This is a genomic window from Rouxiella badensis, assembly GCF_026967515.2.
GTDB lineage: Bacteria > Pseudomonadota > Gammaproteobacteria > Enterobacterales > Enterobacteriaceae > Rouxiella > Rouxiella badensis.
This window is the reverse complement of record NZ_CP114062.1, coordinates 3,661,357-3,687,667: the sequence shown is the minus strand read 5'-3', so window position 1 is coordinate 3,687,667 and position 26,311 is coordinate 3,661,357. Positions and strand designations below refer to the sequence as shown.

At 54.3% G+C, this 26,311-nt stretch carries 29 protein-coding genes; 13 read left to right on the top strand and 16 right to left on the bottom strand.

What is annotated here, in order from left to right:
* Window positions 1–30: 30 nt before the first annotated feature.
* Window positions 31–309 (bottom strand): YdgH/BhsA/McbA family protein, encoded by a 279-nt coding sequence (locus O1V65_RS16995; protein ID WP_017490772.1) that lies wholly within the window; start codon window positions 307–309, stop codon window positions 31–33.
* Between the two features lie 190 nt (window positions 310–499).
* Here O1V65_RS16995 and O1V65_RS16990 point away from each other — a divergent pair, with 190 nt between their 5' ends.
* Window positions 500–1,246: a sulfite exporter TauE/SafE family protein gene (locus tag O1V65_RS16990; protein ID WP_227989684.1), complete on the top strand. Its 747-nt coding sequence runs from the start codon at window positions 500–502 to the stop codon at window positions 1,244–1,246.
* A gap of 10 nt (window positions 1,247–1,256) precedes the next feature.
* Here O1V65_RS16990 and O1V65_RS16985 read toward each other — a convergent pair whose 3' ends face one another.
* On the bottom strand, window positions 1,257–1,748 hold the full coding sequence (locus O1V65_RS16985; protein WP_017490770.1) for a hypothetical protein: 492 nt from the start codon (window positions 1,746–1,748) through the stop codon (window positions 1,257–1,259).
* An 87-nt stretch (window positions 1,749–1,835) separates the two neighbouring features.
* Entirely contained in the window at window positions 1,836–2,762 is a 927-nt protein-coding gene (locus O1V65_RS16980; RefSeq protein ID WP_017490769.1) for a carbon-nitrogen hydrolase family protein, read from the bottom strand.
* Between the two features lie 74 nt (window positions 2,763–2,836).
* Between O1V65_RS16980 and O1V65_RS16975 the strand changes: the two genes are divergently transcribed.
* Window positions 2,837–3,805: a LysR substrate-binding domain-containing protein gene (locus O1V65_RS16975; RefSeq protein ID WP_017490768.1), complete on the top strand. Its 969-nt coding sequence runs from the start codon at window positions 2,837–2,839 to the stop codon at window positions 3,803–3,805.
* Here O1V65_RS16975 and O1V65_RS16970 read toward each other — a convergent pair whose 3' ends face one another.
* The gene (locus O1V65_RS16970; protein ID WP_017490767.1) at window positions 3,806–4,714 is read right to left on the bottom strand and encodes a DMT family transporter; all 909 of its coding nucleotides are present in this window, start codon (window positions 4,712–4,714) and stop codon (window positions 3,806–3,808) included.
* Window positions 4,715–4,903: 189 nt separating this feature from the next.
* Here O1V65_RS16970 and O1V65_RS16965 point away from each other — a divergent pair, with 189 nt between their 5' ends.
* From O1V65_RS16965 to O1V65_RS16955, 3 genes are all read left to right on the top strand, one after another.
* The gene (locus tag O1V65_RS16965) at window positions 4,904–5,782 is read left to right on the top strand and encodes a helix-turn-helix domain-containing protein (protein WP_084911852.1); all 879 of its coding nucleotides are present in this window, start codon (window positions 4,904–4,906) and stop codon (window positions 5,780–5,782) included.
* Between the two features lie 102 nt (window positions 5,783–5,884).
* Window positions 5,885–6,418, top strand: a complete 534-nt coding sequence (locus O1V65_RS16960) for a GNAT family N-acetyltransferase (protein WP_017490765.1) — start codon at window positions 5,885–5,887, stop codon at window positions 6,416–6,418.
* A gap of 32 nt (window positions 6,419–6,450) precedes the next feature.
* Window positions 6,451–7,074 carry a glutathione S-transferase family protein gene (locus tag O1V65_RS16955; protein ID WP_017490764.1) on the top strand — a complete coding sequence of 208 codons (624 nt, stop codon included), beginning with the start codon at window positions 6,451–6,453 and terminating at the stop codon, window positions 7,072–7,074.
* Between the two features lie 56 nt (window positions 7,075–7,130).
* On the opposite strand, the gene O1V65_RS16950 is transcribed toward O1V65_RS16955, so the two are convergent.
* Both O1V65_RS16950 and O1V65_RS16945 read right to left on the bottom strand, forming a co-directional pair.
* The gene (locus O1V65_RS16950; protein ID WP_017490763.1) at window positions 7,131–8,246 is read right to left on the bottom strand and encodes an SDR family oxidoreductase; all 1,116 of its coding nucleotides are present in this window, start codon (window positions 8,244–8,246) and stop codon (window positions 7,131–7,133) included.
* Window positions 8,247–8,294: 48 nt separating this feature from the next.
* Complete coding sequence (locus tag O1V65_RS16945; RefSeq protein WP_269129894.1) at window positions 8,295–8,507, bottom strand: hypothetical protein; 213 nt, start codon at window positions 8,505–8,507, stop codon at window positions 8,295–8,297.
* A gap of 212 nt (window positions 8,508–8,719) precedes the next feature.
* Between O1V65_RS16945 and O1V65_RS16940 the strand changes: the two genes are divergently transcribed.
* Window positions 8,720–9,568, top strand: a complete 849-nt coding sequence (locus tag O1V65_RS16940; RefSeq protein ID WP_017490761.1) for a PA4780 family RIO1-like protein kinase — start codon at window positions 8,720–8,722, stop codon at window positions 9,566–9,568.
* On the opposite strand, the gene O1V65_RS16935 is transcribed toward O1V65_RS16940, so the two are convergent.
* The 3 genes from O1V65_RS16935 to O1V65_RS16925 form a co-directional block, all read right to left on the bottom strand.
* Complete coding sequence (locus O1V65_RS16935) at window positions 9,565–10,290, bottom strand: substrate-binding domain-containing protein (protein ID WP_017490760.1); 726 nt, start codon at window positions 10,288–10,290, stop codon at window positions 9,565–9,567. The two genes, O1V65_RS16940 and O1V65_RS16935, sit on opposite strands and share 4 nt — an antisense overlap.
* Window positions 10,290–11,342 carry an ABC transporter substrate-binding protein gene (locus O1V65_RS16930; RefSeq protein ID WP_269130531.1) on the bottom strand — a complete coding sequence of 351 codons (1,053 nt, stop codon included), beginning with the start codon at window positions 11,340–11,342 and terminating at the stop codon, window positions 10,290–10,292. Before O1V65_RS16930 ends, O1V65_RS16935 begins: the two co-directional genes overlap by 1 nt.
* 123 nt (window positions 11,343–11,465) lie before the next feature.
* Entirely contained in the window at window positions 11,466–12,098 is a 633-nt protein-coding gene (locus tag O1V65_RS16925; RefSeq protein WP_017490758.1) for a LysE family translocator, read from the bottom strand.
* Window positions 12,099–12,264: 166 nt separating this feature from the next.
* Between O1V65_RS16925 and O1V65_RS16920 the strand changes: the two genes are divergently transcribed.
* Both O1V65_RS16920 and O1V65_RS16915 read left to right on the top strand, forming a co-directional pair.
* Complete coding sequence (locus O1V65_RS16920) at window positions 12,265–13,101, top strand: glycerophosphodiester phosphodiesterase family protein (protein WP_017490757.1); 837 nt, start codon at window positions 12,265–12,267, stop codon at window positions 13,099–13,101.
* A gap of 2 nt (window positions 13,102–13,103) precedes the next feature.
* Window positions 13,104–13,889, top strand: coding sequence for an inositol monophosphatase family protein (locus O1V65_RS16915; RefSeq protein ID WP_017490756.1), 786 nt, complete (start codon window positions 13,104–13,106; stop codon window positions 13,887–13,889).
* On the opposite strand, the gene O1V65_RS16910 is transcribed toward O1V65_RS16915, so the two are convergent.
* A complete protein-coding gene (locus O1V65_RS16910; RefSeq protein WP_017490755.1) occupies window positions 13,886–14,224 on the bottom strand; it encodes a nuclear transport factor 2 family protein in 339 nt (112 codons plus the stop codon). The genes O1V65_RS16915 and O1V65_RS16910 overlap by 4 nt on opposite strands.
* Window positions 14,225–14,426: 202 nt before the next feature.
* On the opposite strand from O1V65_RS16910, the gene O1V65_RS16905 reads away from it, so the two are divergent.
* From O1V65_RS16905 to O1V65_RS16895, 3 genes are all read left to right on the top strand, one after another.
* The gene (locus tag O1V65_RS16905) at window positions 14,427–15,095 is read left to right on the top strand and encodes a glutathione S-transferase family protein (RefSeq protein ID WP_017490754.1); all 669 of its coding nucleotides are present in this window, start codon (window positions 14,427–14,429) and stop codon (window positions 15,093–15,095) included.
* A 317-nt stretch (window positions 15,096–15,412) separates the two neighbouring features.
* Complete coding sequence (locus tag O1V65_RS16900; protein ID WP_017490753.1) at window positions 15,413–16,780, top strand: NCS2 family permease; 1,368 nt, start codon at window positions 15,413–15,415, stop codon at window positions 16,778–16,780.
* A gap of 225 nt (window positions 16,781–17,005) precedes the next feature.
* Window positions 17,006–18,652: a Na+/H+ antiporter gene (locus tag O1V65_RS16895; RefSeq protein ID WP_017490752.1), complete on the top strand. Its 1,647-nt coding sequence runs from the start codon at window positions 17,006–17,008 to the stop codon at window positions 18,650–18,652.
* 54 nt (window positions 18,653–18,706) lie between these two features.
* Here the strand turns inward: O1V65_RS16895 and O1V65_RS16890 are convergent, their stop codons facing one another.
* Entirely contained in the window at window positions 18,707–19,612 is a 906-nt protein-coding gene (locus tag O1V65_RS16890) for a LysR family transcriptional regulator (protein WP_017490751.1), read from the bottom strand.
* Window positions 19,613–19,735: 123 nt separating this feature from the next.
* Here O1V65_RS16890 and O1V65_RS16885 point away from each other — a divergent pair, with 123 nt between their 5' ends.
* Both O1V65_RS16885 and O1V65_RS16880 read left to right on the top strand, forming a co-directional pair.
* A complete protein-coding gene (locus O1V65_RS16885) occupies window positions 19,736–20,179 on the top strand; it encodes a CidA/LrgA family protein (RefSeq protein ID WP_084911848.1) in 444 nt (147 codons plus the stop codon).
* On the top strand, window positions 20,172–20,861 hold the full coding sequence (locus tag O1V65_RS16880) for an LrgB family protein (RefSeq protein WP_017490749.1): 690 nt from the start codon (window positions 20,172–20,174) through the stop codon (window positions 20,859–20,861). The genes O1V65_RS16885 and O1V65_RS16880 overlap by 8 nt, the downstream gene beginning before the upstream one ends.
* A 50-nt stretch (window positions 20,862–20,911) precedes the next feature.
* On the opposite strand, the gene O1V65_RS16875 is transcribed toward O1V65_RS16880, so the two are convergent.
* The 5 genes from O1V65_RS16875 to O1V65_RS16855 form a co-directional block, all read right to left on the bottom strand.
* Window positions 20,912–21,673 (bottom strand): amino acid ABC transporter ATP-binding protein, encoded by a 762-nt coding sequence (locus tag O1V65_RS16875; RefSeq protein WP_017490748.1) that lies wholly within the window; start codon window positions 21,671–21,673, stop codon window positions 20,912–20,914.
* Window positions 21,674–21,681: 8 nt separating this feature from the next.
* Complete coding sequence (locus tag O1V65_RS16870; protein WP_084911846.1) at window positions 21,682–22,791, bottom strand: amino acid ABC transporter permease; 1,110 nt, start codon at window positions 22,789–22,791, stop codon at window positions 21,682–21,684.
* A gap of 9 nt (window positions 22,792–22,800) precedes the next feature.
* Entirely contained in the window at window positions 22,801–23,979 is a 1,179-nt protein-coding gene (locus O1V65_RS16865; RefSeq protein WP_227953325.1) for an amino acid ABC transporter permease, read from the bottom strand.
* Between the two features lie 91 nt (window positions 23,980–24,070).
* Window positions 24,071–25,096: an amino acid ABC transporter substrate-binding protein gene (locus O1V65_RS16860; RefSeq protein ID WP_017490745.1), complete on the bottom strand. Its 1,026-nt coding sequence runs from the start codon at window positions 25,094–25,096 to the stop codon at window positions 24,071–24,073.
* A gap of 386 nt (window positions 25,097–25,482) precedes the next feature.
* Window positions 25,483–26,178, bottom strand: a complete 696-nt coding sequence (locus tag O1V65_RS16855) for a CTP synthase C-terminal region-related (seleno)protein (RefSeq protein ID WP_017490744.1) — start codon at window positions 26,176–26,178, stop codon at window positions 25,483–25,485.
* Between the last annotated feature and the right edge of the window lie 133 nt (window positions 26,179–26,311).

Genomic DNA, 26,311 nt, shown 5'->3' with positions numbered 1-26,311 from the left:
GTGGTCTCGACTGCGGGTGTCAAAATATTATTATTTGAAGACTTCCGCATTCGCTTCGAAGTTAGGTCCATGCTCTCTGGCCGCGATGATGACGTAGTATTTACCGCCTTTTTTATCGGCTTCGTCAGAAAGTTTTTTATGCAAATCAGAGGGGGATGAGACTTCCCCAGAAGTTGCACCTACGCTAATTTTGCCCACATAGTGATATTTAAAGTGATGAGCTTCATCTTTAGAGATCAGCTCAGCAGCAGACGCGGTTAAAGAAAACAGCGAAAGAGCGACAGCAGCAGTGACGAGAATTTTTTTCATTTATTCACCCTTTTAAATATGATTAAACACATTTGCACAAATGTGTATATTGAATGTAATCAAAGATGACGTTTTATCCATCCAACGGGGGAACCTGACGGCCTTTTAGTTAGAACTGTGTTCCAGATCTCATTTTTGTATGTTTTTTGAACGCGATTGCATCAACATCCGCTAAGGAAAGGCGCAAAAAATGCTCGAAACTCTCACGTTAACGCATTATCTGGTACTGGGTGTCACGCTGCTGGTGGCCTACGTTATTTTTGGGATTGCGGGTTTCGGGTCAGCCTTGGTCGCTAGCCCGGTGATGGCGCTCTATATCCCGCTGGCGGACATTGTTCCCTTGCTGGCGCTGCTCGACCTTTGTGCCGCAGTGGTCAATGTCAGCCGTGACGGACGCAATGCGCAGTGGCCCGAGTTAATACGGCTGATTCCGCTGATGGTCATGGGCAGTCTGATTGGGGCGGCGATTTTGCTCAGGGCGCGGCCCGATATCCTTCTGCTGGCGTTGGGCCTATTTGTGGTGTTCTACGCCCTGTATTCGCTTAGCGGACTCAAGCCGCAGCGCACCTTTTCACCGAAGGCGGCGGTGCCTTTTGGGTTGGTCGGCGGCGTATTTAGTGCACTTTTTGGCAGCGGCGGATTTATTTACGCCATTTATCTCGGCGGCCGTATTGAGAAAAAAGACGCGTTTCGTATCACACAAACCACGCTTATTGGCTTGAGCACGCTAACGCGGGTCATTATTTTTGCGCTGGCGGGGGTTTATCTTGATGCCAACCTGTGGCTGTTGGCGCTGATTCTCCTGCCGGGTATGCTGCTGGGGATAACACTCGGCCGCCATCTCACGCTCAGAATGTCGCGTGAGCAGTTTCTCAAGCTTATCAACCTTATCCTGCTCGCCTCGGGCAGCATGCTTATCTTGCGCTATTTAAGCTGAGAGAGCCGGACTATGGCTGGCTATTGAGCATCTCGAATCGTGCCCCTTTGACGACGATTTCATCGAACTGCAGATGATGCATAAACTCTCTCAATATAAGCAGCGTTGCGGCGAAATCGTTACCTTCAGGAATGCCTTCAAAGTGCGCGGGGCGGCCATTGATCACCAGCGCGAGGCGGTCGAAGGTCCGCTCGACGGCGTCCAGTGAGAGCGACATCTGCTCGTTTTCTGCGACGCCAGCGAGGCGAGCGATCGCGCGAATATCGTTATCTTGGCTATGAAGACTCGCCCCCGGCGTGATGTCGTGGCGCAGGCCTGTCACCTCGTCTTCAACGACCATGATGGCGTTTTCCATCTCGGCGGGCGTCGGGGGCTGGTGTCTGAAATAGCCTAACGAGGTGAGCTGTGAGCCCAGCGTTAACCGATGCGTCTTGCCGTCGATCGTGACCTGTGTTTCTTCACTGCCAATATGCAAAAGAACCGCTGAAGGAGACTGCGTCATACTGTTTTCGCCTCGAAAAGGATAACTCGTTAAAACGATGAGTGATGCCTTAACTTACCCCCGATTCGCCGCCTGACGCAATCCTGCCTAGTCCTCAATAAATCGCAGATTCTTTTTTGCGCGCTGATCGACCTCAAGGCTAAAAATATCCGGCCTTGAATAGTGCCCGACCGGGTCGAAATCATAGCGGGCGCCCACCAGGTCGTCGGTATTGATTTCCGCGGTCAACAGGCCGGTTTCTCCCTTCAGCGGTCCGGCCAGCACGTCGCCCAACGGACCCACAATCACCGAACCCCCGTTAATCACCGGCCGGTTAGTTTCCCAGTGCGCCACCTCGATTCCCTGCTGTGCAGGTGAGGGCTGATATTGGCAGGCGCTTACCACGAACATTCGGCCTTCGTGAGCGATGTGGCGCATCGAGCATTGCCAGATTTCTCGCTCGTCTACCGTCGGAGCGCACCAGACCTCAACGCCCTTACCATACATTGCCACGCGCAGCAGAGGCATGTGATTTTCCCAGCAAATTGCGCTGCCGAGACGGCCTGCGGCGGCGTTCACCACGGGCAGCGTCGAACCATCACCCTGTCCCCAGATCAACCGTTCGGTGCCGGTTGGCATCAGCTTGCGGTGCCTGGCAACCACCCCCTGAGCCGGTTCGATAAACAGCGAAGTACAGTAGAGCGTTGAACCGCTGCGTTCAATCACGCCGATTACGATGCTAGCCTGGGTGCGGGTTGCGAGGTCTGCCAGCGCCTGCGTTTCCTCACCGGGGACCTCAATGGCGTTATTGTAGTAACGGGTAAAATCTTCACGGCCTTCGGGCAGGCGATAGCCCAGACGGGTGCCAAAGATCTCGCCTTTCGGATAGCCCCCCAATAGCGCTTCCGGCATGACGACCAGGCGGGCACCAGAGGCAGTAATCTCCGTCTCCCAGGACAAAATATTTTCCAGCGTAGCGGCTTTTCCCTGTGGGGAAGAGCCTATTTGCAGGGCAGCAACGATTGAAGCAGGCATAAATTTCTCTCGACTCAGCGGGGATGAATTTCTATTCTGCTCGAATCCTGACATTAATCCATGCCCATCCATTTATGAGTGATATTGATAAAATTAATATCGAGACGGTCGATCTCAACCTGCTTAAAGTCCTCGAGGCCTTATATGAAGAGGGCAGTGCGAGCCGCGCCGCCGTGCGGCTTGGGCTGACGCAGTCGGCGGTGAGCGCCGCGCTTGGCCGTCTTCGCCGCCTGTATGACGATCACCTGTTTGTGCGCACCGGACGCGGGCTTGCGCCGACGCTGCGCGCCAATGAGCTGAAACCGCTGGTCAGCGAGGCGCTGGATAAATGTCGGCAGAGTTTGCTGCTGGTTTCTGGCGCGCGGGCCGGCTATGCGGGTCGGTCGTTGAGCATCGGACTCTCGGATGACTTTGAGCTCGCGTTGGGCAAGCGTCTGATTGACCGGCTTGAACGCGACATGCCGGGGCTGCGGGTGGTCTTCCGTCAGACTCACAGCCGCATCGTGGAAGAGATGCTGATGAATCGCGAAATCGATGTCGCGATTGCCTCAGGAGGATTCACCTCGGCGGCTATCGGCAGTGAAACATTGGGAGAAGGGCGCTATGCCTGTCTGATTGATGTGACTCAGCCGCTGGCAGAGCATGAAGTCGAGCATCAACATCACCTGACGCTGGCGGCTTTCTTAAGCCGTCGGCATCTGCTGGTCTCATCGGGCGGGTTTATAGGCATGGTGGATGAGGTACTTATCCCGCAGGGGCTTAAGCGGACGGTGATGGCATCAACAACCCATTTCTCGGCCTTGCCTTATCTGCTGCTGGGCAGCCCGGCGTTGGCGACCATTCCTTTGCACGCCGCCCGTCAACTGGCGGCGTTTCATCCCTTGCGATTATTGCTGCCGCCGGTCGCCATGCCGGCCTATTCAATTAATCTTGGCTGGCGGCGTGATGCGCTGCGCGACCCGGCGGTGATGAAATTGAAAGAGATCGTCAGCGATACGCTCTCGTCTTTCGACTGGCAGAGTGAATCATTTGACGATGCCTGATTAGCTCAGCGCGGGTTTCGTTTTTTTCCATTCCGACAGCCAGCGCGGACGATAGAACATCACCAGATTACCGAGCAGGATAAGCCCCAACCCAATCACCGCGTTGGTATGCCATTGATAACCTTCATAGAAGGTCGATACCGTCAGCGCGACGAGTGGAAACAGTAGCGTACTGTAGGCGGCCTGGCTTGCGCCGATACGTCCTACCAGGCTGAAATACATCCCGAATCCGAGCACCGAGCCAAATACCGCCAGATAGACCAGCGAGCCGACGTAGGCGGATGTCCATTCGATGGCAAAGGACGCTCCCTGTGCCAGGCTCAGCAACGCCATCACAGCAGCACCGTATCCCATCGCGTAGGTATTGGTGCTAACCACGTCCAGTCCGTGCTTTTTGTGGCGCGTACTGATCATATTGCCCAACGAGAAACCGTAGGTGCCCAGCATGCTAAGACCTATGCCTTTCAACAACTCAGGCGCAACGTGATTCGCGCTAAGGTCGTGCCAAAACAGGGTAACAATGCCTACCAGACCCAGAATCGATGCCGGAATCAACGCCGGTGACATTTTCTGACGGAAGAAAAGCATGCCGTTGAAGGCGTTAAACAGCACTGACATCGAGAAAATCACCGATTCCAGCCCGCTGCTGATATAGGCCGCCGCGTGGTAGAAACAATAGAAGTTGAAGGCAAAAACGCAGCAGCCTTGTGCCACGCAATAAATGTGGTCTTTCAACGCCAGCTTGCGCAAACGGCGAGCAATCAATAGCACTACCATCATCAGCAGCGAGGCGAGCAAAAAGCGGTAGAAAATGGAGACTGTTACGGCCACTACACCCTGTTGCAGGTAGATGGCAAACCAGGTAGTGCCCCAAATCAGGATCACGGAGATATACAGCAATGCGTTCATAATGGTATCCAGCGCTAAAAAAGAGAATTCTGCGTGGATTATCGACCCTCAATAAGATTTGGGCATTCATGGGCTTGCGGTCAGTTGTATATTCTTGCGGTTTTTTTAAAGTGATAGTGCAGTCAATACTCGCCCTCAACGCGGGGAAAACACTACAATAGCGCTATTCATTCACCGGGAAGCCGCGCCATGCCAAATCGTTATCAGGCCTTCGAAACGCTCCAGAAGCACCACGCCGTGTTGCACGATACCGTGCATCTGGGGTCGGGTATGCAGCTGGCCGCGTGGTCGAATAAAAACGACTGCGTGACGCAGGAAGACCCGGATCACCATACGCTCAGCCTGTATATCGCCGACGGCTACGAGTGCTACCACAAAACGCGTTCAGGCTGGCAAAACGGTGGCGGGCCGGATCGCTTCTGTCTGATGCCGAAACACAACGTCTCGAGCTGGGACGTGCGGGGCGACTTGTCGTTTGTACATATGTATTGCACCGACGAACATCTGCGCCAGGTCATAGAACAGACCTGGGACCGTAGCCCGGCGAGTATTCTGGTCGATGAACTCACGTTCGAAGAAGATCAGCATATTACTCAGCTTTATCGTCACTTTCTGCTCAGTTGCCAGTGGCAGGAAAGCAGCAATCAGCTGATGCTTAGTACGGCCACCAATCTACTGGTGACGCATCTGGTGCGCCACTATACCCATTTGCAGTGGGCGCTGCCGACCGTGCGTGGCGGTCTGTCGCCGACGGTGCTGAACCGCGTGAAGGAATATATTCACGGCCATCTGTCGACGCCGCTACAGTTGCAGCAGTTGGCCGAGATTGCTGGGCTAAGTGAGTATCATTTTGCGCGGATGTTTAAGCAGTCGATGGGCGTTGCGCCACACCAGTACGTCATGAACGCGCGTATTATCCGCGCCGAGAATTTATTGCGTAATACCCGTCTGGATATCACTACTATCGCGTTGGACTGTGGGTTCAGTTCAACCAGCCATTTCAGCAACCGCTTTAAGTCGCTGCGCGGCGTCGCGCCTTCTGCCGTTCGCCAGAACCTTTTGCGCTAACGTATTCCTCGCGCTATTTCTCAAAATAACTTTCCCACCATCCCATTAGCCGACATTCGGTGCTAGGTTATTCCTGTCGGATTACTGAGGGTTATCACTACTATGCTCAACGCTGCACCACAAATAGAAACGCCAAGATTGATTCTGCGCGGCCACACCGTTGATGATTTCAACGTCATCGCGGCGCTGTGGGCCGATCCTGAAATGGTCCGCTTTATCGGTGGCACGCCCTCCACGCGCGAGGCGAGCTGGACCCGGCTTTTACGCTATGTCGGCCATTGGCAACTGCTGGGTTTTGGCTATTGGGTGGTGAAAGAAAAAGAGTCTGGCCGCTTCATCGGCGAGATCGGGCTTGCCGACTTTCAGCGAAATATGCAGCCTTCTCTGGAGAATAAGGCGGAGATGGGTTGGGTATTAAGCCCAGAATTTCACGGCAAAGGCTACGCCAGCGAGGCGGCAAAAGCCGTACTCGATTGGGCCGCCGCGCACCTCGAGCGTCCCGTTTGCTGCATCATTGCTCCGGAAAATACGCCGTCAATCCGGCTGGCCGAGAAGCATGGATTTATTCATCAGATTGATACGACTTATCAAGACAGTCCCGTTCGCTTGTATAGCCGTCCCGGCACCGAAAAATAGGCAGCGCAGTATGCTGGTGGAGAAGACAGACTATGTTGAAAATATTAGGCAAATCGACGTCAATTAATGTGCGTAAAGTGCTCTGGACCTGCCATGAGCTGGGGTTGGATTACCGCCATGAAGAGTACGGCGGCGATTTCAAATCGACGCAAACGGCAGAGTTTAAGGCGTTGAACCCGAATTCTTTGGTGCCGGTCATTATTGATGATGAATATGTTCTGTGGGAATCCAACACTATCTGCCGCTATTTGGTGGCTAAAGAGGGGCGAGACGATCTCTTACCGCCAACGCCGCGTGAAAGAGCGAAGGTAGAGCAGTGGATGGACTGGCAGCTCGGCGATCTGAATAATGCCTGGCGCTATGCCTTTATGTCTCTTGCGCGTCAAAGCCCGCAGCATCAGGACCCGGCATTGCTCGCAATCAGCATCGCAGAATGGAATAGATTAATGGAGATTGTTGACGGTCAGTTACAGCAGGCGGGAGACTATATATTGGGTGACCGCTTTACGCTGGCCGACATAGTGATTGGCATGTCGGTAAATCGCTGGGTGATGACGCCAATCACTCGCCCTACGCTTTCTGCCGTTTTTTCGTACTATGAGCGTTTGAATCAACGCGAAGGTTATCAATTATTTGGTCGTAACGGCAGCGTATAGCGCAAAAATGCCCCCTTTTATTAAGCGAGGGGGCAGTCGTATCAGGACGAATATTATTACTTAAAGTCGACCATCATCAATTCAGGAATTGAAAGACCCTGCGTGGTGCTGACGCATTTATCGATATAACGCGTAAATGCCATAGGGCGCGGAATGCCCATGTCCAATAAACGCTGATTATCGAACTTAACGTTTAATTCTGCAAAGCCGCCGTATAATTTAATTGCGCGCAGAATAATCTTGTCATTGCAGGGGCCGAGAATATCTTTAAATTGTTTCCGAATTCCTGTGAATTCTTGATAACTAATTTGCTGATAATCGTTAACAATTGCTGAGGTGTTATTTGCTTTGGCGACAGATTCATCGATAGCAGAAAAAGGCGTACACATCTCTTCACCCGAAGAAATATGGTAGAAGTTATGTTTAACTTCTTCGCTCAGGCAAAGATTCGCCAGCACCATGGCACAATAGTCCACTGGAATAACGTCAATTTTATCGTCAAGCTGACAGGTAAATTTCTTCAGCTTGAGCGCCATCAGGAATACCCAGAAAATGCTGCTCGATGGACGGCATCCGTACTGAGTATGACCGACGATAATGGAGGGACGTGCCACCACAAAAGGCAGGTCCGGGCAGTGTTCGCGGATCAGATTTTCGATAGCGCGTTTGGAGGCGGTGTACTGCACCAGGTCCTCATTGTGCGCATTATCGGGCATATCTTCATAGAAAACGCTGTCTTTGTCCGGCATTGACGCCATGGCGGTGCCAACGTGAACAAAGCGCTGTAGGCTTTTTACTTTTGCCATCCGCTGAGCAAAAGCTAAAGAGCCGTCGACGTTAACGCGCCACAGCGCCGGGTTATTTCCGAAGGAGGCAATTGCAGCACAGTTAATAACGTGCGTGACATTATCGATACGTGGGTCCTGAGTAAATGCTTCAGGCTCGGACAGGTCACCGATTAAAATATTTTCTTCATTAATAGAAGCAAGCTGCTGCGAATTTAAACCAAATTTTTCTAAATTGGTTCTTATTCTCAATAAACCGGCAGCCGTTGTTTCAGCGCGGACTAATAACAGCAGGTTGATTTCGTTTTTTGGATACTGACGTAAAAAATGTTCGACAACGGCACCACCCACGAAGCCGGAGGCGCCTGTAATTAGAATGCTTGGCATAAATAGAATCTCAGCAGGTTACAGTGGCTGCACAGTACCACCTGCTTCTTAAACCATTCTTATACTAAATTCTGGGTAACATAAACGGAAGCTAAACGGCTTAGGGGCTTTTTTAAACAGTCCTTTGAATCTTAATTTGTCATTAGTTTTCGTTTTAATTTCGTTTAAAAAAGGAAGCAATTCATCGCTATTAATAATACCTCCGCTAACTATTTTTAAAAGACCCATCCCATTTTTTGCCACAGGCATCTCACTTTTCATTCTTGATCCTGCGTCCTTTGCGCTGAGATAAATGGATAAACTAGCGTAGGGTTCCGCGCTACCCTCAAAGATCTCTGTCTGGAAAGTATGCAGTGAGGTATGACTAAGATAAACTGAGGCATAGGCCACCTAACAGGATGGCGACAGAGCACGGTTAAAGGAATTTTGTGCGGGGTGATTCCCTCGCGCGCATAAATAAGGTACAAGGCTGCATGAAAATCCCAAATAGAATCCAACCTCTGGTGGATGACGGCCTAATCGATGACGTGGTCCGTCGACTGAAAAGTGGCAAAGAAGCCGACGTGTACACCGTTTTATGCGGTGAGGAAATTCGTTGCGCCAAGGTTTATAAGGAAGCAACGCAGCGTAGCTTTAAGCAGGCCGTTCAGTATCAGGAAGGGCGCAAGGTTCGTAACAGCCGCAGCGCACGTGCGATGCAAAAAGGCTCCAAGTTTGGGCGCAAGCAGCAGGAAGAAACTTGGCAGACGGCCGAAGTTGACGCGCTGTTTCGTTTGGCAAACGCCGGCGTGCGGGTCCCGCAACCTTATATCTGCCTCGACGGTGTGCTGCTGATGGAGCTTATTACCGACGGTGAAGGGCTGGTAGCACCGCGTTTGAGCGACGTTATATTTACCGAGCAGGAGGCGATTGAGGGGCATGACATCATGATCCGCAACATCGTCCGCATGCTTTGCGCTGGTATCGTGCATGGTGACCTCTCGGAGTTCAACGTGCTGCTTGACGCACAGGGGCCGGTTATCATTGACTTGCCGCAGGCCGTTGATGCCTCAGCCAATAACCATGCCGAATCTATGTTCGAGCGTGACGTGAACAACATGACCGATTTCTACGGGCAATTCGCGCCAGCGCTGCTGGAAACGCGCTATGCGAAAGAGATCTGGGCGCTGTATGAAGAGGGTAAATTGACCCCGGAAAGCGTGCTGACCGGCCAATTTGCCGAAGACACGCACAAGGCTGACGTGGACTCTCTGCTCGATGAAATTACTGCCGCAGAAGACGAGTACTATGACCGTCAGCGTGCGCTGAAAGAGAGGGACTAATCCCTCTCGGTAAATCCTTCCCGCGTTAAGTACCCCTGCGCCGCTGTCGAGAGCAAAAAATCTGACAGCGGTTCTGCTCGTGCGTGGCATTGCGCAAAGGCATAATCCGCTCGAATATTATAATCCTCAGGTATTTCAATCACCCGCAGACCGTCACACTCTGCGAGCCGACGCGCGTAACTCACATAGCCGATGAAAAGCTCGCACTGTCCGGTGCGGATAAGCCACGCCGCGGCCAGCTCGCCCGCTGGTACGGGCTGGCTCTCGGCGCCGCCGACCAGTGGCAAAGCCGACTGACGCAGCCTTTCGCCCATGCCGGGGTGACGCCTCTCTATCTTTTCAAACAGCTGCCAGGTGTAGTCACCCGAAGGGTCGGCAAGCGGCGTCGAGGTGCCGAGCCGCAGCCCGGGGTCATTCAGCAACGCTAACCATGAGGGGTGTTCGGTTACCCGATTTTCATGCACCGTCAGACAAAGCCTGTTGCCGGTAAAGGTCTCAACGCGCTGAGCACGGCCGAGCGCCAGCAGGCGCTGCGGATGTGATACGTTGGCTGAGGCGAACAGATCAGGCTGTTCTCCCGCTTCAATGCGCTGGCGCAGCAGCCCGGCGGGGCCAAACTGCGTCGAGACCCCTATCCCGCTCTGTCGGGTAAAATGTGCCATTAAAGGCGGCCAAACGGCTCTCAGGCTGCCCGCAGCCAGAACGTTGAGCTGCCGGGTCATCAGGCTTTAGGCTCGGCTGGCGCGGGTTTAGGCGCGACATAGTCAGTGCGATAGAAACGCTGATAGTAGGCATTGGCCTGTTTCTGCATATCGATATCGCTGAATTTTTGCGGATAGAGTTTTTTCGCCATCCACAGCTCACCGATGGCCAGCGCTTCGGGCATTGGATAACCCCAGGCCTTGGCATATTCCGGCATCAGATAAACGCGGTGATGCTTTACGGCGTCAATGACCTGCCAGTTAGGGTCGCGTTCGATATCACCCACCACCTGCGGATAGCGGTCCTGTACAAAAATCACCTGCGGGTTCCAGGCGATGACCTGCTCCATACTCACCTGTTTAAAGCCTTTCACCGTGGATTCAGCCACGTTAAGTGCGCCCGCGTGATTCATCATCAGGCCAGTGTATTTGCCGGAGCCATAGGTCGTGAGGTCAGGGTTTGCCATATAAACGCGGACGCGTTGGTCGGGTGCAACGTCCTTCAGGCGGCTGCTCACCAGAGTTCGCTGGGCAAAGGTGTAATCGATAAGCGCGTCAGCCTGCTTCTGGCGATTCACCACCTCACCAATCAGCCTGATACCGGTTTTTAGCCCGTCGTTGTAGGCCTGCTCCTCGTTGTTAATCTGCGGATTCATTTTGCCCGCTTCTCCAGGCCTGTCGTCGCGCAGCGAAATAGCCACTACCGCGATGCCTGCGTTGCTAATCTGGTCAATCATCTCCTTTGGCGCATAGTTTGTGACGAAGACGACCTGCGGATGCAGCGCAACCAGACTCTCCACATCGACGTGCGTCAAATCGCCCAGCGCAGGGGTTGTTAGCAGCTGCGGTGCGAGGCGCACATAGCTGTCGCCCAACTGTTGTTTCCAGTTTGCCAGCACGCCAACAATCTTGCTGCTGGCGTCGAGCTGCACGAGAAGATTAAGCGTCTGATGCTGAAGTACGACAACTCTGTCGACCTGATCGGGAATCGTTATCTGACGGCCAAGCTGGTCGGTGATTTGTCGTGAGGCGATCGCGCCAAAAGATGACATGCTCAGCACCGCGCCGAGCATCAGGATGTTGAAAGTATTCGACCTGGATAGCGAAAATTTTAGAAAAGTGTGCACAGGGAAAACCTCGTTATACGTTGTATTTCCCAGTATATAGCGGTGTGCCTTAACTGAACATCTCGACGATTATTTACGCCCTTCAATCAGCATGCGCACCGCAAGGCCGCTGAGTACGGTCGCCATCAGCCAGCGTTGCACCAGGGTCCAAAACGGACGCCCTGCCAGGAATGCCGCGATATAACCGGCCGAGAGTGCAATCAGCGCATTGACGCAGAAACTCACGGCAATCTGCGTGCTGCCCAGCACCATCGACTGCATCAGAACGTGACCCTGCGCAGGCACGATAAACTGCGGTAAAAGAGAGAGATACAGCACGGCGGCTTTGGGGTTAAGCAGGTTAGTAAAAAGCCCCATGGTGAAGAGTTTACGCGGGCTGTCTTTGGCGAGTTCACGCACCTGAAACGGCGAACGACCGCCGGGGCGGATAGCCTGCCACGCCATATACAGCAGATAAAGTGCGCCGCAGAATCGCAGGGTGTCATAGGCAAACGGCACGGCCATTAACAGGGCAGTGATACCGAGTGCGGAGAAAACCATATAAAACAGGAAGCCGACCACGACGCCGCCGAGTGAGATAAGTCCGGCCCTTGGGCCTTGACAGAGAGAGCGTGAAATCAGGTAAATCATGTTCGGCCCGGGGGTGAGCACCATTCCGAGGGCGATTAACATAAAAGGCAGCAAATGAGCGGCATCAGGCATGACATTCTCCGAGTATGATTGACGAAAAAATCTCCTACAAGATATAGAGCTTTTAAGGGTTATTAAGCAAGGGGTTGTCATATTTTGTTCACGGCTTTTGGGTCAAACAGTCATAAACCCGTGCAATGTTACTTTCCGTGTGAGTTAAACCTTTACCGGAGAGGACATGTACGTCGATACCCGAAAACTGATTTCACTGCAAAACCCGTCAGTGCTGATTGTGGCCCACCGGGGCGTATGGACCCGCGCACCGGAAAACTCGCTGTCTGCGCTCGAAGACGCGATTGCCGCAGGCGCTGACATCATCGAAATTGATACCCAGAGTACTGCGGACTCTCAGCTGGTGGTCGTGCACGACGCCAGGCTGGACCGAACCTCTGACCATCAGGGCGAAATTCAGCGTATGCCCTTCTCTGAAGTGCGCCGTGCGCGACTCAAGGGCAGCGACGGACGCCCCGGCATGGTGGTGACTGAAGATCGTGTGCCTTCTCTGGAAGCTTTTCTCGAGGAGGCACGTGGCCGGATCGTGGTGAATATTGATATCAAATTTGCCCGCGATCGCCAGCGCGTGATAGACCTGGTGCTCAACATGAACATGGCCGACGGCGTGCTGCTTAAAAGCAAGATTGAGCTCAATGCACAGTCCTTCCCGCTGGACATGACTGACGCCCGGCGACGTATTCCCTACATGCCGATTGTGCACGCCAGACCCGGAAAGTTTGCCGAAGATTTGCGCAAGATAGAAGACTTTGGCGCGCAGATGATGGCGCTTTATTTTAGCGATTTGCACGACGTCATCGAGGCGCGAGAGGAGCTGCAACGGTTGGGCATTCGCCTATGGGTGAACACGCTGGATGTCTCTCACTCGCTGGACTACTGTGATAGCCACGCCCATCAGCATCCGACGCAGGTCTGGGGCACGTTGGTTGACGCTGGATTTGGCGCAATTCAGACTGATAACGTCAGTCAACTGCGCCGTTGGTTAAAGGACAAAGGACGCTAACAATGAAAAACGAGATTTCCGACAGGCTGCGCATCGCCAGCCAAATTGCTGCACAGGCCGCCGAACTGGCGCTGAGCTTCTTTGCGCGACGCAGCGAGATTGATGTCAGCAGCAAACGCACCCAGGACTTTGTTTCAGAAGCCGATGTCGCGGTTGAAAACTTTATCCGCCAGCAGCTGCAACAGCATTTCCCCAACGACCCGATTATTGGTGAAGAGATGGGCGGCCAGCTGAGCGAAGGCGCGTGCTGGGTGATTGACCCGATCGACGGCACGTCTAACTTTTTACGCGGTTCGCCGCTTTGGGGCGTTTCATTAGGACTGGTCGAGCGGCATCGTCCGGTGATTGGGATAGTCGCGCTGCCGGTGCTTAACGAACTTTTTGCCGCAGAGACCGGCAAGGGCATCTTCCTTAACGGCAAACCTTTTACGCGCGATAACCGTTTCTCTGACGTTCAGGTCGTTTCTCTGGGCGATAGCGCAGACGATCAGCTTGGTGAGGCGTCGGCATTTTATCGGGGTCTGCGTGAGGCAGACTGGTCGGTACACTGCTATCGCTGTACCACCGTGGGTATGGTGTTTGCGGCGAAAGGTATTCTCGACGGCCACCTGCAACGCCGCACCACGCTGTGGGACATCGCTGGTGGCGCGGTGCTGTGTCAGGAAGCCGGGCTGGAAACGGTGGTAAATTTCGGTGGGGAAGGGATTCGTCACCTGTCGGTGGCGACGGGGACACCCGCGCTCATGGACGCGGTCAGGCCACTTTGGCCCGACCTGTCACCTCGTTAAGCGAAGTAAAACCAGGCGGTCTCAATGAGACCGTCTTTCACCTCGAATACCGCCATGCTTTCGATAGGTTGTTCGTTCAGACCGTGGATCCTTTCCAGATCAAAGACCTTGTTGCCCAATACGCTACGCGATATGAGTTCGGCTTTCAGTGCGGGGTTGTTAAATCGGTTTTGGGCGTAAAACTCGCGCAGCTGCTGCTTGCCCTGCATGGAAGGCGCGGTGGCAGGCATACGATACGCAATAAAGGTTTCGCTAAAACAGGAAACGAATTTTTCCAGGTCGTGCTGATTGTAAGCGTAAAATTGTTGTTCTACTGCGGCTAAAACGTCGGACATGGTGTTAATCCCTTTTAGATTGCGAATAAAACGCGTGTTTATAATTTGAATTTAAATTCACATTTAATGAATTTAAATTCAAACATGAGGCATTGTCCGAAACTTGTCAATCGTTGATGTAATCTTTTATTACCGCAGGTTAGCGTCTCTTCAGTAGTCTATAGTTAACAATCAATTAGTATGACTACTCTGGAGTGTATGCATGATAATCCTTCACCACCTCAATAACTCGCGTTCCCAACGCATTTTGTGGATGCTTGAAGAACTGCAACTGCCGTACACCATCGAACGCTATCAGCGTGACGAAAAAACGATGCTGGCCCCGGCATCGCTTAAGAAGATCCATCCGCTGGGCAAGTCGCCAGTGTTGCAGGATGGCGATCTTATCATCGCTGAATCGGGTGCTATCCTCGAATATTTACAGGAAACCTACGATCTTCAGGGTCTTCTCAAGCCAGCGGATCCTTCGTCGCGTTTGCAGTATCGTTACTGGATGCACTATGCCGAAGGATCGCTGATGCCGCTGCTGGTAATGAAACTTATCTTCGGGCGTCTTGGCAAACCGCCCATGCCGTGGTTGATCCGCCCGATAGCCGGGGCGATAGGTAAAGGCGTGCAGCAGAATTACATCGACAAACAGCTGGCGACGCATGCCGCCTACATTGAAGATCACTTGACTAAAAATGCCTGGTTTGCCGGTGAAACCTTCAGCGCCGCAGATATTCAGATGAGCTTTCCAATCGAGGCGCTGGCCTCGCGTTTTCCCACCGATAAAACCCCGCACCTGAAACAGTGGCTGGCTAAGATTCAGGCAAGACCGGCCTATCAACAGGCGTTAAAACAGGGTGGGCCTTATCAAATAGGATCCTGAGTAAAAATTGATCGACTCGCTTTTTTTAGATTAAATGTCTTTAAAATGTACAAAAATGACAAAAACATCGCTAAACGGAGTTGAAACCAGAGTATTAATAGCTGGATAATCGTTTGCTTAGCCGTACCTACGACTTTTAGAACCGCCGTACGCGATGTGAGTTAAACGTTTGCCCTGGCTTTTTGCCGATAATTCAACGGTGTTTATCATCGTTGAACGTCGGCGCACATCCTTTAGCCGGGTAGGGAAGCGAACGACACGAAACGATTTCATAATGACCACGCAGGCATTTCAGTAGCACACTCAGAGGATCCACCATGTCTCAACCACAGTCTCAAGCGGGCGGCAGCGTGACGCCTAAAGGATCGCTTGATGCTTTCTTTTCTATTTCTGCGCGTGGCAGTAACGTTCGCCAGGAAGTGATCGCCGGTCTCACCACCTTTTTAGCCATGGTCTATTCCGTGATAGTCGTGCCCTCGATGCTCGGCAAAGCCGGTTTTTCTGCGGCGGCGGTGTTCGTTGCAACCTGCCTGGTGGCCGGATTTGGCTCTCTGCTGATGGGGCTGTGGGCAAACCTGCCGCTGGCGATTGGTTGTGCTATCTCCCTGACGGCGTTTACCGCGTTTAGCCTGGTTATTGGCCAGCACATCCCCGTGCCGGTGGCGCTCGGGGCGGTATTCCTGATGGGCGTGCTGTTTACCGTTATCTCGGTGACCGGCATTCGCTCCTGGATTTTGCGCAATCTGCCGACCGGTGTTGCGCACGGTACGGGGATAGGCATCGGCCTGTTCCTACTGCTGGTGGCGGCTAACGGCGTGGGGCTGGTTATCAAGAATCCGCTCGACGGCCTGCCTGTGGCGCTCGGCGCTTTTACCTCATTCCCGGTGGTGATGACGCTGCTCGGGCTGGCGGTGATTTTTGGTCTGGAGAAACTGCGTGTGCCGGGTGGCATTTTGCTGGTGATTATCGCCATTTCCGTGATTGGCCTGATTTTCGATCCGGCGGTGAAATATCACGGCCTGTTTGCGATGCCTTCACTGTCTGACGCGAGCGGTCATTCGTTGTTCTTTAATCTTGATATTAAAGACGCGCTGAAAGCCGCCGTGTTACCGAGCGTGCTGGCGCTGGTGATGACCGCGGTGTTCGACGCCACGGGCACCATTCGCGCAGTAGCGGGGCAGGCTAACCTGTTGGATAAAGACGGCCAGATTATCAACGCTGGCAGGGCACTGACGGCGGACTCGGTGAGCAGCATTTTCGCCGGTCTGGTCGGTGCGGCACCCGCTGCGGTGTACATTGAGTCTGCGGCAGGTACGGCAGCGGGCGGCAAAACCGGTCTAACCGCCACGGTGGTCGGGGTGCTGTTCCTGCTGATGCTGTTCCTTTCTCCTTTGTCCTATCTGGTGCCGTCCTATGCGACCGCGCCTGCGCTGATGTACGTTGGCCTGCTGATGCTCAGCAACGTGACCAAGCTGGACTTCACCGACTTTGTTGACGCCATGTCGGGGCTGCTGTGTGCGGTATTTATCGTGCTGACCTGTAACATCGTGACCGGCATTATGCTGGGCTTTAGCTCGCTGGTCGTGGGCCGTATTTGCTCAGGCGAGTGGCGCAAGCTGAACCTTGGCACGGTAGTTATCGCCGTTGCGCTGGTGGTGTTCTACGCCGGCGGCTGGGCGCTTTAACGTCCTCTCTCACGCTTCCCCCGCGCCTGTCGCGGGGGAAAGTCGCTTGTTTCTTCTTCCCCCGCATTCATAAACCAACAAAGTTTGTTAACAACATTTACACTTCACTTTCAGACGTCTGCAATTTTTATCCATTGTTAAAATGTTTTACTATCAAATTGTCGTGCAGGCCCGGCCTGCGTCCAGCTTTAAGCATTAACCTAATAACAAGAGTCTAAGGAAAGCATGGAAATATTTTTTACCATCCTTATTTTGATTCTGGTGGTGTCGCTCTCCGGTGTCGTTACCAGGATGTTGCCGTTCCAGGTTCCACTTCCTCTTATGCAAATCGCCGTGGGGGCATTGCTCGCGTGGCCCAACTTTGGTTTACACGTCGATTTCGATCCTGACTTGTTCCTCGTGCTGTTCATTCCGCCGTTGCTGTTCGCCGATGGCTGGAAGACGCCGATGCGCGAATTCCTGCACAAAGGGCGAGAGATCCTTGGGCTGGCGCTCGCATTGGTGCTGGTCACCGTAGTTGGGGTGGGGTATCTGATTTACATGATGGTGCCGAATATTCCCCTGGTCGCCGCCTTCGCGCTGGCCGCCGTACTGTCACCGACGGACGCCGTGGCCCTGTCGGGTATCGTCGGTAAGGGGCGTATTCCGAAATCGATCATGGGTATCCTCGAAGGCGAGGCGCTGATGAATGACGCGTCGGGCCTGGTATCGTTGAAGTTCGCCATCGCGGTGGCGATGGGGACTATGGTCTTCACCGTGCCGGGTGCGACGGTCGAGTTCCTCAAAGTGGCCATCGGCGGTCTGTTGGCCGGCGTCGCCGTGACCTGGCTGTACAGTAAGTCGCTGCGCATCATGAGCCGCTGGAGCGGCGACGACCCGGCGACGCAAATCGTTCTGCTGCTCCTGCTGCCGTTTGCCTCCTATCTGATTGCCGAACACATTGGCGTTTCAGGCATTCTGGCCGCCGTGGCCGCCGGTATGACCATCAGTCAGTCGGGCATTATTCGCAATGCACCGCTGGCGATGCGCCTGCGCGCAAACAGCGTCTGGGCGATGCTCGAATTTGTGTTTAACGGCATGGTGTTTATCATGTTGGGCCTGCAGCTGCCGGGCATTCTCGAGAGCTCGCTGGACCAGGCAACGCATGACCCGAGCATCGTCACCTGGCACCTGTTCGCCGACGTTGCCGTCATCTACTTCGCCCTGTTGCTGCTGCGTTTCGCCTGGCTGTGGCTGATGAAGAACTTCAGCAACCGCCTGCTGAAGAAGCGTCCGCTGACCTTTGGCAGTTTCTCGACGCGTGAGCTGTGGGTTGCCTCCTTTGCGGGCGTTCGTGGCGCGATTACGCTGGCCGGTGTGCTGTCGATTCCCCTGTTCCTGGCCGATGGTTCGGCCTTCCCGTCGCGCTATCAGCTGGTCTTTTTGGCCGCTGGGGTGATCTTGTTCTCGCTGATTGCCGGTGTGGTGGCGTTGCCTTTCCTGCTGCGCGGCGTGGTCGTGGACAAGTCCTCCTACCGCGAAGAAGAACGTATGGCTCGCGCCGTGGCTGCTGAGGTCGCGATTGAGAGCCTGCACAAGATGGAAGAGCGTCTTGCCGCCGATTCGGAAGAGAATATTGACGAGCAAACGCTGAAGGAAATCAGTTCGCGGGTGGTGGGAAATCTGCGCCGACGCACGGTCGGTAAAGACGACATCGAACACGCGCTGATGCTGGAAAACCTTGAGCGACGTTTCCGCCTGACGGCGCTGCGTGCGGAGCGGGGCGAGCTTTATCACCTGCGTGCCACCCAGCGTATTAGCAACGAGACGCTGCAAAAACTGCTTCATGACCTCGATTTACTGGAGGCGCTGCTGGTCGAAAAAGAGGTGTAATCCCTGCCTTTGAACCGCTTGAAAGGCCCGCCGGTTAACGCCCGTGGGCCTTTTTTATGGTCTTGGCTCAGGAATAAGGCTCTCTGGCCAAAACTCTCGGCTGCGTGCTATCCACGCCTGTGCGCTCTGCGACAGATAGCTGCCCTGCCGCCAGATGAGACCTAACTGCCACAGCAGGGTTGGGGTCAGCGGCAGCCAAAGTAGCTTCTCGCCGTCCAGACGCTGGCACACTGGCTCGGGCAGGATGGCAATACCCATTCCGGCCTGTACCATCGCGGCAAGAAAATCCCATTGGCCGCTGCGTGCGGCTATCTTCGGCGTGAAACCGTGGGCGCTAAAGGCGTCCAGCAACTGTCGATAAAGCGCAAAATCTTCGTTATAAATCAATATGCTTTCATCGCTCAGTTCGCTGAGCGTCACGCTGCTGCGGTTGAGCCAACAGGCGGTTTTCGGCACCACCACGCATAAAGGATGGCTAAACAGCAGCTGTGAGGTAATCGGCAGCGCGGGGTCGATGGGTAGGGCAGTGAGCGCCAGATCCAGCTCGCCTGAAAGCACTGCCTGTTGCACGGTCAGGCCGCCAAACTCTGAAATAATCAGTTCGATACCAGGATAATGCTGACGAAACTCACCAATCAGGGGAGCCATCTGCGTGCCCACCATCGGCGGTACGCCGAGCCGCAGCAGGCCACGTTTGACGTCATTAATGTCTTCCAACTCGGCCTCAAGCTGACGAAACTCCTCCAGGATATTCAGGCCGCGCTGGTAAAGCGCTTGTCCGCTGTCGGTCAACCGCAGGCGACGCCCTTCGCGGATGAGCAGCGTACACTCCAGCTCCTCCTCCAGATTGCGTAGCATCTTGCTGATGGTCGGCTGAGTGACAAACAGTTTTTCCGCCGCGCGGGTAAAACTCTGCTGGCGAACGACTTCAACGAAATAGCGCAGGGTGCGAACGTCCATAAGGCTCCAGTGACCTAACATTCCAATTTGGAATCATTTGGATAATTTTAATTCATTTCTTAACGGGTTTCTCCTCGCCGTATACTGAAATCTCTAATTATTCGTCCCCCGAGGTCAGACCCCATGATGTTGGCGTTGCGCCTGAAAGCGCCGTCGTTGCTCACGCGCTTTCAGGTACCGATTCAGGTTGTGCTGTACGCGTTACTTTTTATGGTCGCAGACCGCCTGGTCGGTGCGCTGCATCTGCCGCTGCCCGCCAATATTGTCGGTATGCTGATGATGTTGCTGCTTATCGCCTTTCGCGTACTGCCACTGAGTTGGGTAAAGGCCGGTTCTCGCTGGCTGCTGGCCGAAATGCTGCTGTTTTTCGTGCCTGCTGTGGTCGCGGTAGTCAACTACGCCCAGCTGTTGATGGTCGAGGGATGGAAGATTTTTCTGGTGATTGGTATTAGCACTATTTTGACACTGGGGGCGACGGCGGTGGTGGTCGATAAAGTCTATAAGCTGGAACTGAGGATGGCGGAGAGAAAAAACGCACAAGCGTTGCAGAAGGCCGAACATGATTGATTTATCGATCAGTATTCTCTGTTTCGCCATCACGCTGGTGCTGTATTACGCCAACAAAAGGCTCTATCGCTGGCGTCGAAGCTTGCTGTTTATGCCGTTGGTGTTTACCCCGGTGGTACTGGTGGTGCTGCTGGTGGTGACGCGCGTCTCCTATAAAGACTATATCGGCGAAACCCACTGGCTGCTGTGGTTGCTGGGACCGTCGACTATCGCTTTCGCGGTGCCGGTGTATGAGAACATGGCTATTATTCGTCGTCACTGGATTTCCCTGAGCGCGGGCGTGGTGACGGCAATTACCGTCGCGGTGTTTAGCTCGGTGTGGTTGGCGCGGGTGCTGATGCTGCCGGAAGAAATACAGCGCAGTCTTGCCGTGCGTTCGATCACCACACCGTTTGCGTTGGCGGCGGCGAAACAGGAGGGCGGTCAGCCTGATCTGGTGGCGCTGTTTGTGGTGATAACCGGTGTATTCGGCATGGCGGTTGGCGACCTGCTGTTCCTGCGTCTCGCGGTGCGCAGCGCGCTGGCGAAAGGGGCCGGGCTGGGTGCGGCATCACACGGTGCGGGGACGGCCAAGGCCTACCAAATGGGCGCCGAAGAGGGCGTGGTCTCGAGTCTGGTGATGATGCTAGCGGGGGTGATGACGGTACTGATCGCGCCCTTGATTGGCCGCTATATGTGGTGATACTGCGGCCAACCGGCGCAACCCGTGAGGTGCGCCGGTTGGCCGGTAAGTTAGTGAATAATTTGCGCCAGGAACTCGCGCGTCCTGGCTGACTTAGGATTCGCGAAGAACTCTTCCGGCGGTGCCTGCTCTACAATCTCCCCCCTGTCCATAAAGATAACCCTGTCCGCCACGGTGCGTGCAAAGCCCATCTCGTGGGTCACGCAAAGCATCGTCATCCCTTCTTCGGCGAGACCAATCATGGTATCCAGCACCTCTTTGACCATCTCTGGGTCAAGGGCCGAGGTAGGCTCGTCAAACAGCATGATTTTCGGTTTCATACACAGCGAACGGGCGATGGCAACGCGCTGCTGCTGACCGCCTGAAAGCTGTCCCGGGAACTTGTGGGCATGCTCGGCGATGCGCACGCGCTTGAGGTATTTCATCGCCAGCTCTTCCGCGTCCTTCTTCGGCATCTTGCGCACCCAGCAAGGTGCCAGCGTGCAGTTCTGAAGCACCGTCAGATGCGGGAACAAGTTGAAGTGCTGGAACACCATGCCGACCTCGGTACGAATGCGCTCAATGTTGCGCAAATCGTCGTTCAGTTCGGTGCCGTCCACGACGATACGTCCCTGCTGGTGCTCTTCAAGATGGTTGATGCAGCGAATGGTGGTCGATTTACCCGAGCCGGAGGGCCCGCATAAAACGATTCGTTCGCCTGACGTTACGTTCAGATTGATGCCTTTCAACACGTGGAACTGCCCGTACCACTTGTTAACGTCTTCCAGCGTAATCATCATTTTTTTAGTTTCGGTGACGTTATAGTCGCTCATTGTTTACCTCAGTGTCCTGAATGCCCGGTGTGGAAGCGTTTTTCCAAATGCTGGCTATAACGCGACATGCTAAAACAGAAAATCCAATAAACGGCGGCGGCGAAGACATAGCCTTCGGTCGACATGCCTAGCCATTCGGGAGCGACGGTCGCCTGCTGCACGCTGCTGAAAAAGTCCATCAAACCGATGATGATCACCAGGCTGGTGTCTTTGAACAGCGCAATGATGGTGTTGACCAGACCCGGTATCACCATCTTCAGCGCCTGCGGCAGAATGACCAGCATCTGCGTTCTCCAGTAGCCAAGCGCCAGCGATTGTGCCGCCTCGGTCTGCCCTTTCGGCAGCGCCTGCAGGCCGCCGCGCACCACTTCCGCGACATAGGCCGACTGGAACAGCACCACGCCGACCAACGCGCGGACCAGCTTGTCAATGCTGGTGCCTTCGCTCATAAACAGCGGCAGCATGACCGAGGACATGAACAGCACGGTAATGAGCGGCACGCCGCGCCAGAATTCGATGAAAATCACCGACAGCACGCGCACGATCGGTAGAGAAGATCGTCGAGCCAGCGCCAGCAGAATGCCCAGCGGCAGCGCACCCGCGATACCGACGGCGGCAATGACTAGCGTCAAGGTCAGCCCGCCCCACTGATAGGTCTCGACGCGACTCAGGCCGAAGAATCCCCCGTAGAGCATGAACCAGGTAAAGACCGGGAAGGCCACGGCCCAGCATGCGACGTACAGCCCACGGCGCGGCATCTTCGCGGTAAACATCGGCACCAGCGAAAGCAGACAGACAATCAGCGTGGTATTGATGCGCCAGCGCTGGTCGGTTGGATAAAGCCCATACATAAACTGGCCGAAGCGGGCGTGGATAAACACCCAGCAGGCTCCCTGTTTTGTACAGTCTGCTCGGGTGGTGCCGACCCAGTTGGCCTGAAAAATAACCCAGTTCAGCAGCGGCGGGACCAGTTCCCACAGCAGCCAGAGGAACAGCAGGGTCAGCAGGCTGTTGAACCCGCTGGAGAACAGATTTTTACGCGCCCAAAGTACGGCGTTGCCGAAGGGGGTACCGGGCTTGGCGCCCCTTACAGAGTGCGGGAGTGTTGTCATCGTCATTCGCTTCCCTTAACGCTCAACCAGCGCGATGCGGCGGTTATAAATGTTCATTAAGAACGAAATTACCAGGCTGATAACCAGATAAACTGACATCGTCATGGCAATCGTCTCAATCGCCTGTCCGGTCTGATTGAGTACCGTGCCGGCAAACAGAGACACCATGTCTGGATACCCGATGGCCGCTGCCAGGGAGGAGTTTTTGACGATGTTGAGATACTGGCTGGTCAGCGGCGGAATAATGACGCGCATCGCCTGCGGCAAAATAACCTGACGCAGCGTGACCGGATTCGGCAGTCCAAGCGATCGCGCCGCTTCGTGCTGTCCATAAGATACTGACTGAATGCCGGAGCGAATGACTTCGGCAATAAAGGTTGAGGTATAGACCGACAGCGCCAGCGTCAGCGCCCCTAGCTCGGGGATAAGCACCACGCCGCCGCCGAAGTTAAATCCTTTCAGCTTTGGAATGTCCCAATGCAATGCCGGGCCGAAAATCAGCTGCGCCAAAGCCGGGAACAGAATGAGCATCGCGACGCACCACGGCCAGATGCGCCACACCAGACCGGTATGAATCTGACGAAAATGGTTATAGCGTTTCAAAAACAGAATGCCACCGACCGCCAACAGCAGGGCAACCAGCGCGGCCCAGAATCCTGACGATATCTCTGGAGATGGCAGGTAGAGACCGCGGTTGCTGGCAAAGACCGTGTCGAAGGCGTTCAGGCTCTGTCTTGGACCCGGCAGGTTGCGCAAAACGGCAAAGTACCAGAAGAAGATTTGCAGCAACGGCGGAATATTACGGAAGGTCTCGATGTAGACGGTGCACAGCTTGCGGATAAGCCAGTTGTCGGAGAGTCTCCCTAATCCGACCACGAAGCCAAGAATCGACGCAAAGACGATGCACAGTGCCGAGACCAGCAGGGTATTTAGCAGCCCAATGAAGAAGACGCGGGCGTAGGTGTCGCCTTCATCGTAACTAATCAGGTGTTGGACGATGCCAAATCCGGCACCGCGGCTCAAGAAATCAAATCCCGAGGTGATCCCTCGCGTCGTTAGATTGGTAATGGTGTTGTGTAACAGGTAGCCCAGACAGGCAACCAGCAACACCACCGCGAAAATTTGATACAGCCAGGCGCGAACCGCAGGGTTACGCAGAGAGAACGCGACTTTTTCGGTTGGGCGTTGCGACATAAGAGACAGCCTCAGTATGCGGTAATTCGAGTGTTACAGGTCTTGGTTGAGGCGACACGCCCTGGACTGACGTGTCGCCATGCGGCAGGAATTAACGAACGGGTGGTGCGTACTGGATGCCGCCTTTGTTCCACAGTGCATTCTGGCCGCGCGCGATTTTCAGCGGGCTGCCTTCACCGACATTGCGGTCAAAGCTTTCGCCGTAGTTACCGACCTGTTTAACGATTTTCACTACGAAATCATTCGGCAATTTCAGATCTTCACCGTACTTGCCAGTTTTACCCAACAGATTGCTCATATCAGGCGTGGTCGGGTTAGCAGCCATCGCATCAACGTTTTTAGAGGTCACGCCCATCTCTTCGGCGTTCAGCATGGCGAAAAGCGACCAGCGCACGATTTCCAGCCAGTCTTCGTCACCGCGACGTACTACCGGGCCCAGCGGCTCTTTGGAGATAACTTCAGGCAGAACGACATAGTCATCCGGTTTGCCCAGTGACTGGCGCAGGGCGTAAAGCTGAGACTGGTCGGAAGAAAGGGTGTCGCAGCGGCCTGACTCTAACGCCTTGGCGCTGTCGCTTGAACGGTCAAAGGTGACCGGCGTGAAGGACATTTTGTTGGCTTTAAAGTAGTCGGCCACGTTTAGCTCGGTGTCGGTACCGGCCTGCAGACAGACGGTCGCGCCGTCGAGCTCTTTAGCACTTTTCAGACCGGCTTTCTTGTGGGTCAGGAAGCCGATGCCGTCGTAATAGTTGACGCCAGCGAAGATCATCCCCATGCCGCCATCGCGGGATGAAGTCCAGGTCGTGTTGCGCGACAGGATATCGACTTCACCCGATTGCAGTGCCGTGAAACGCTCTTTCGCCGTCAGCGGGGTGTATTTTACTTTGGTTGCATCGCCGAAGACGGCTGCGGCAATCGCGCGGCACACGTCAACGTCGAGTCCGGTGATGTTTCCCTTGTCATCTTTGGACGAGAAGCCAGGTAAGCCATCGCTGATCCCGCATTTGATAAAGCCGTTTTTCTTAATTGCGTCCAGAGTCGTGCCCGCGTGAGCTTGTCCAATCAGGGTGACAAAACTTGCCGCGGCAATCAGCGTTGAGAGCAGTATTTTTTTCATAAATCGTCCTGTGAGGCGAGAGCGAACATTATTATTTTGTGAGTGCCGGAGCACCCTGTCTGTTTATGGGGCAAAGCCCGCAGCTCAAAAACATGCGAGCAAAACGGCTAAAGCAAAGGGAATGCCAACATTGAAAATGCTTAGTAATCAAATACCGGGGGGTGATTGACCAGTAACAATAATGAGATGATGTAGATTTATTGACCTGTTTTGGGGCGGGGCAAACGGCATTGCTTTAAAATGGTGCGCAGTATTCGGATTTTGGTGAGGGATGTTTACCGGTTTAGTGATTTTTATAACATTCGGTAATATTCAGACGATAAATGAATTGAGAATATGACGGGATTTCTCGGCCCCGAAGGACCGAGAGACATTATGAAAAGTTTTTAAATACTTGCCGCCTGAATCAGGGCAGCGACCAACGGAGGAAGCTCACCCTTCAGCGCGGCACGTTCAGGCTGGAACAGGGTGGCGACATAGAAAGGATGTCCCGGCAGCTCGATAGCCCTCACTTCCCCTGCGGCATCATGACCGACCATCTTAAGCGACTGCCCGGCCAGTGCCGATTGGAATTCAGTGTTAATCCCATAGCGGCAGCGGTAACCCTCCTCAATCTCCAGCGTTGCGTAGGCCTTGGCAGGGATGCTGCCCTCAAGGAGCGTGACGCTGCCCTGTTTCTCGACCATTTCACAGGCCAGTGCGGCGATAACCAGGCGTCCTTCGGTATCCGTTTCGCCGTGGCCTGCGTCCTGCCAATCCATCACGTTACGGGCGTACTCGATGATTGCATGTTGGAATCCACCGCAGGTACCCAGGAATGGTTTGTTTTGTTCACGGGCAAAACGGATAGCGCGTATCGCTCCTTCGGTTGAACGATAGGGGCTGCCCGGAGTACACCAGAAGGCGTCAAAATGCGACAGCGAAGCGGGATCGTCGGTAATGGTTTCTGTGGCGAGCCAGTCGGCGTGGATGCTGATGTTGAAGCGTTGTGCGGCGAGTTCTACGGCTTTGGGGATAGCCTGGTGGGCTGTTATCGAGGGATGGTAATCCCCGACCAGCGCCAGACGAACGGTGGTTTTCATCACTTCTCTCCTGGGCAGGTAAAAAAAGAGGTTATAGAAAAACCGTTTTTCTGTCGCTAACTTTTTATCGTTTCTATGAAAAGGGAAATAAAAAACCCGGCGCAAAGGCCGGGTTTATCGCCATCAAACGCCG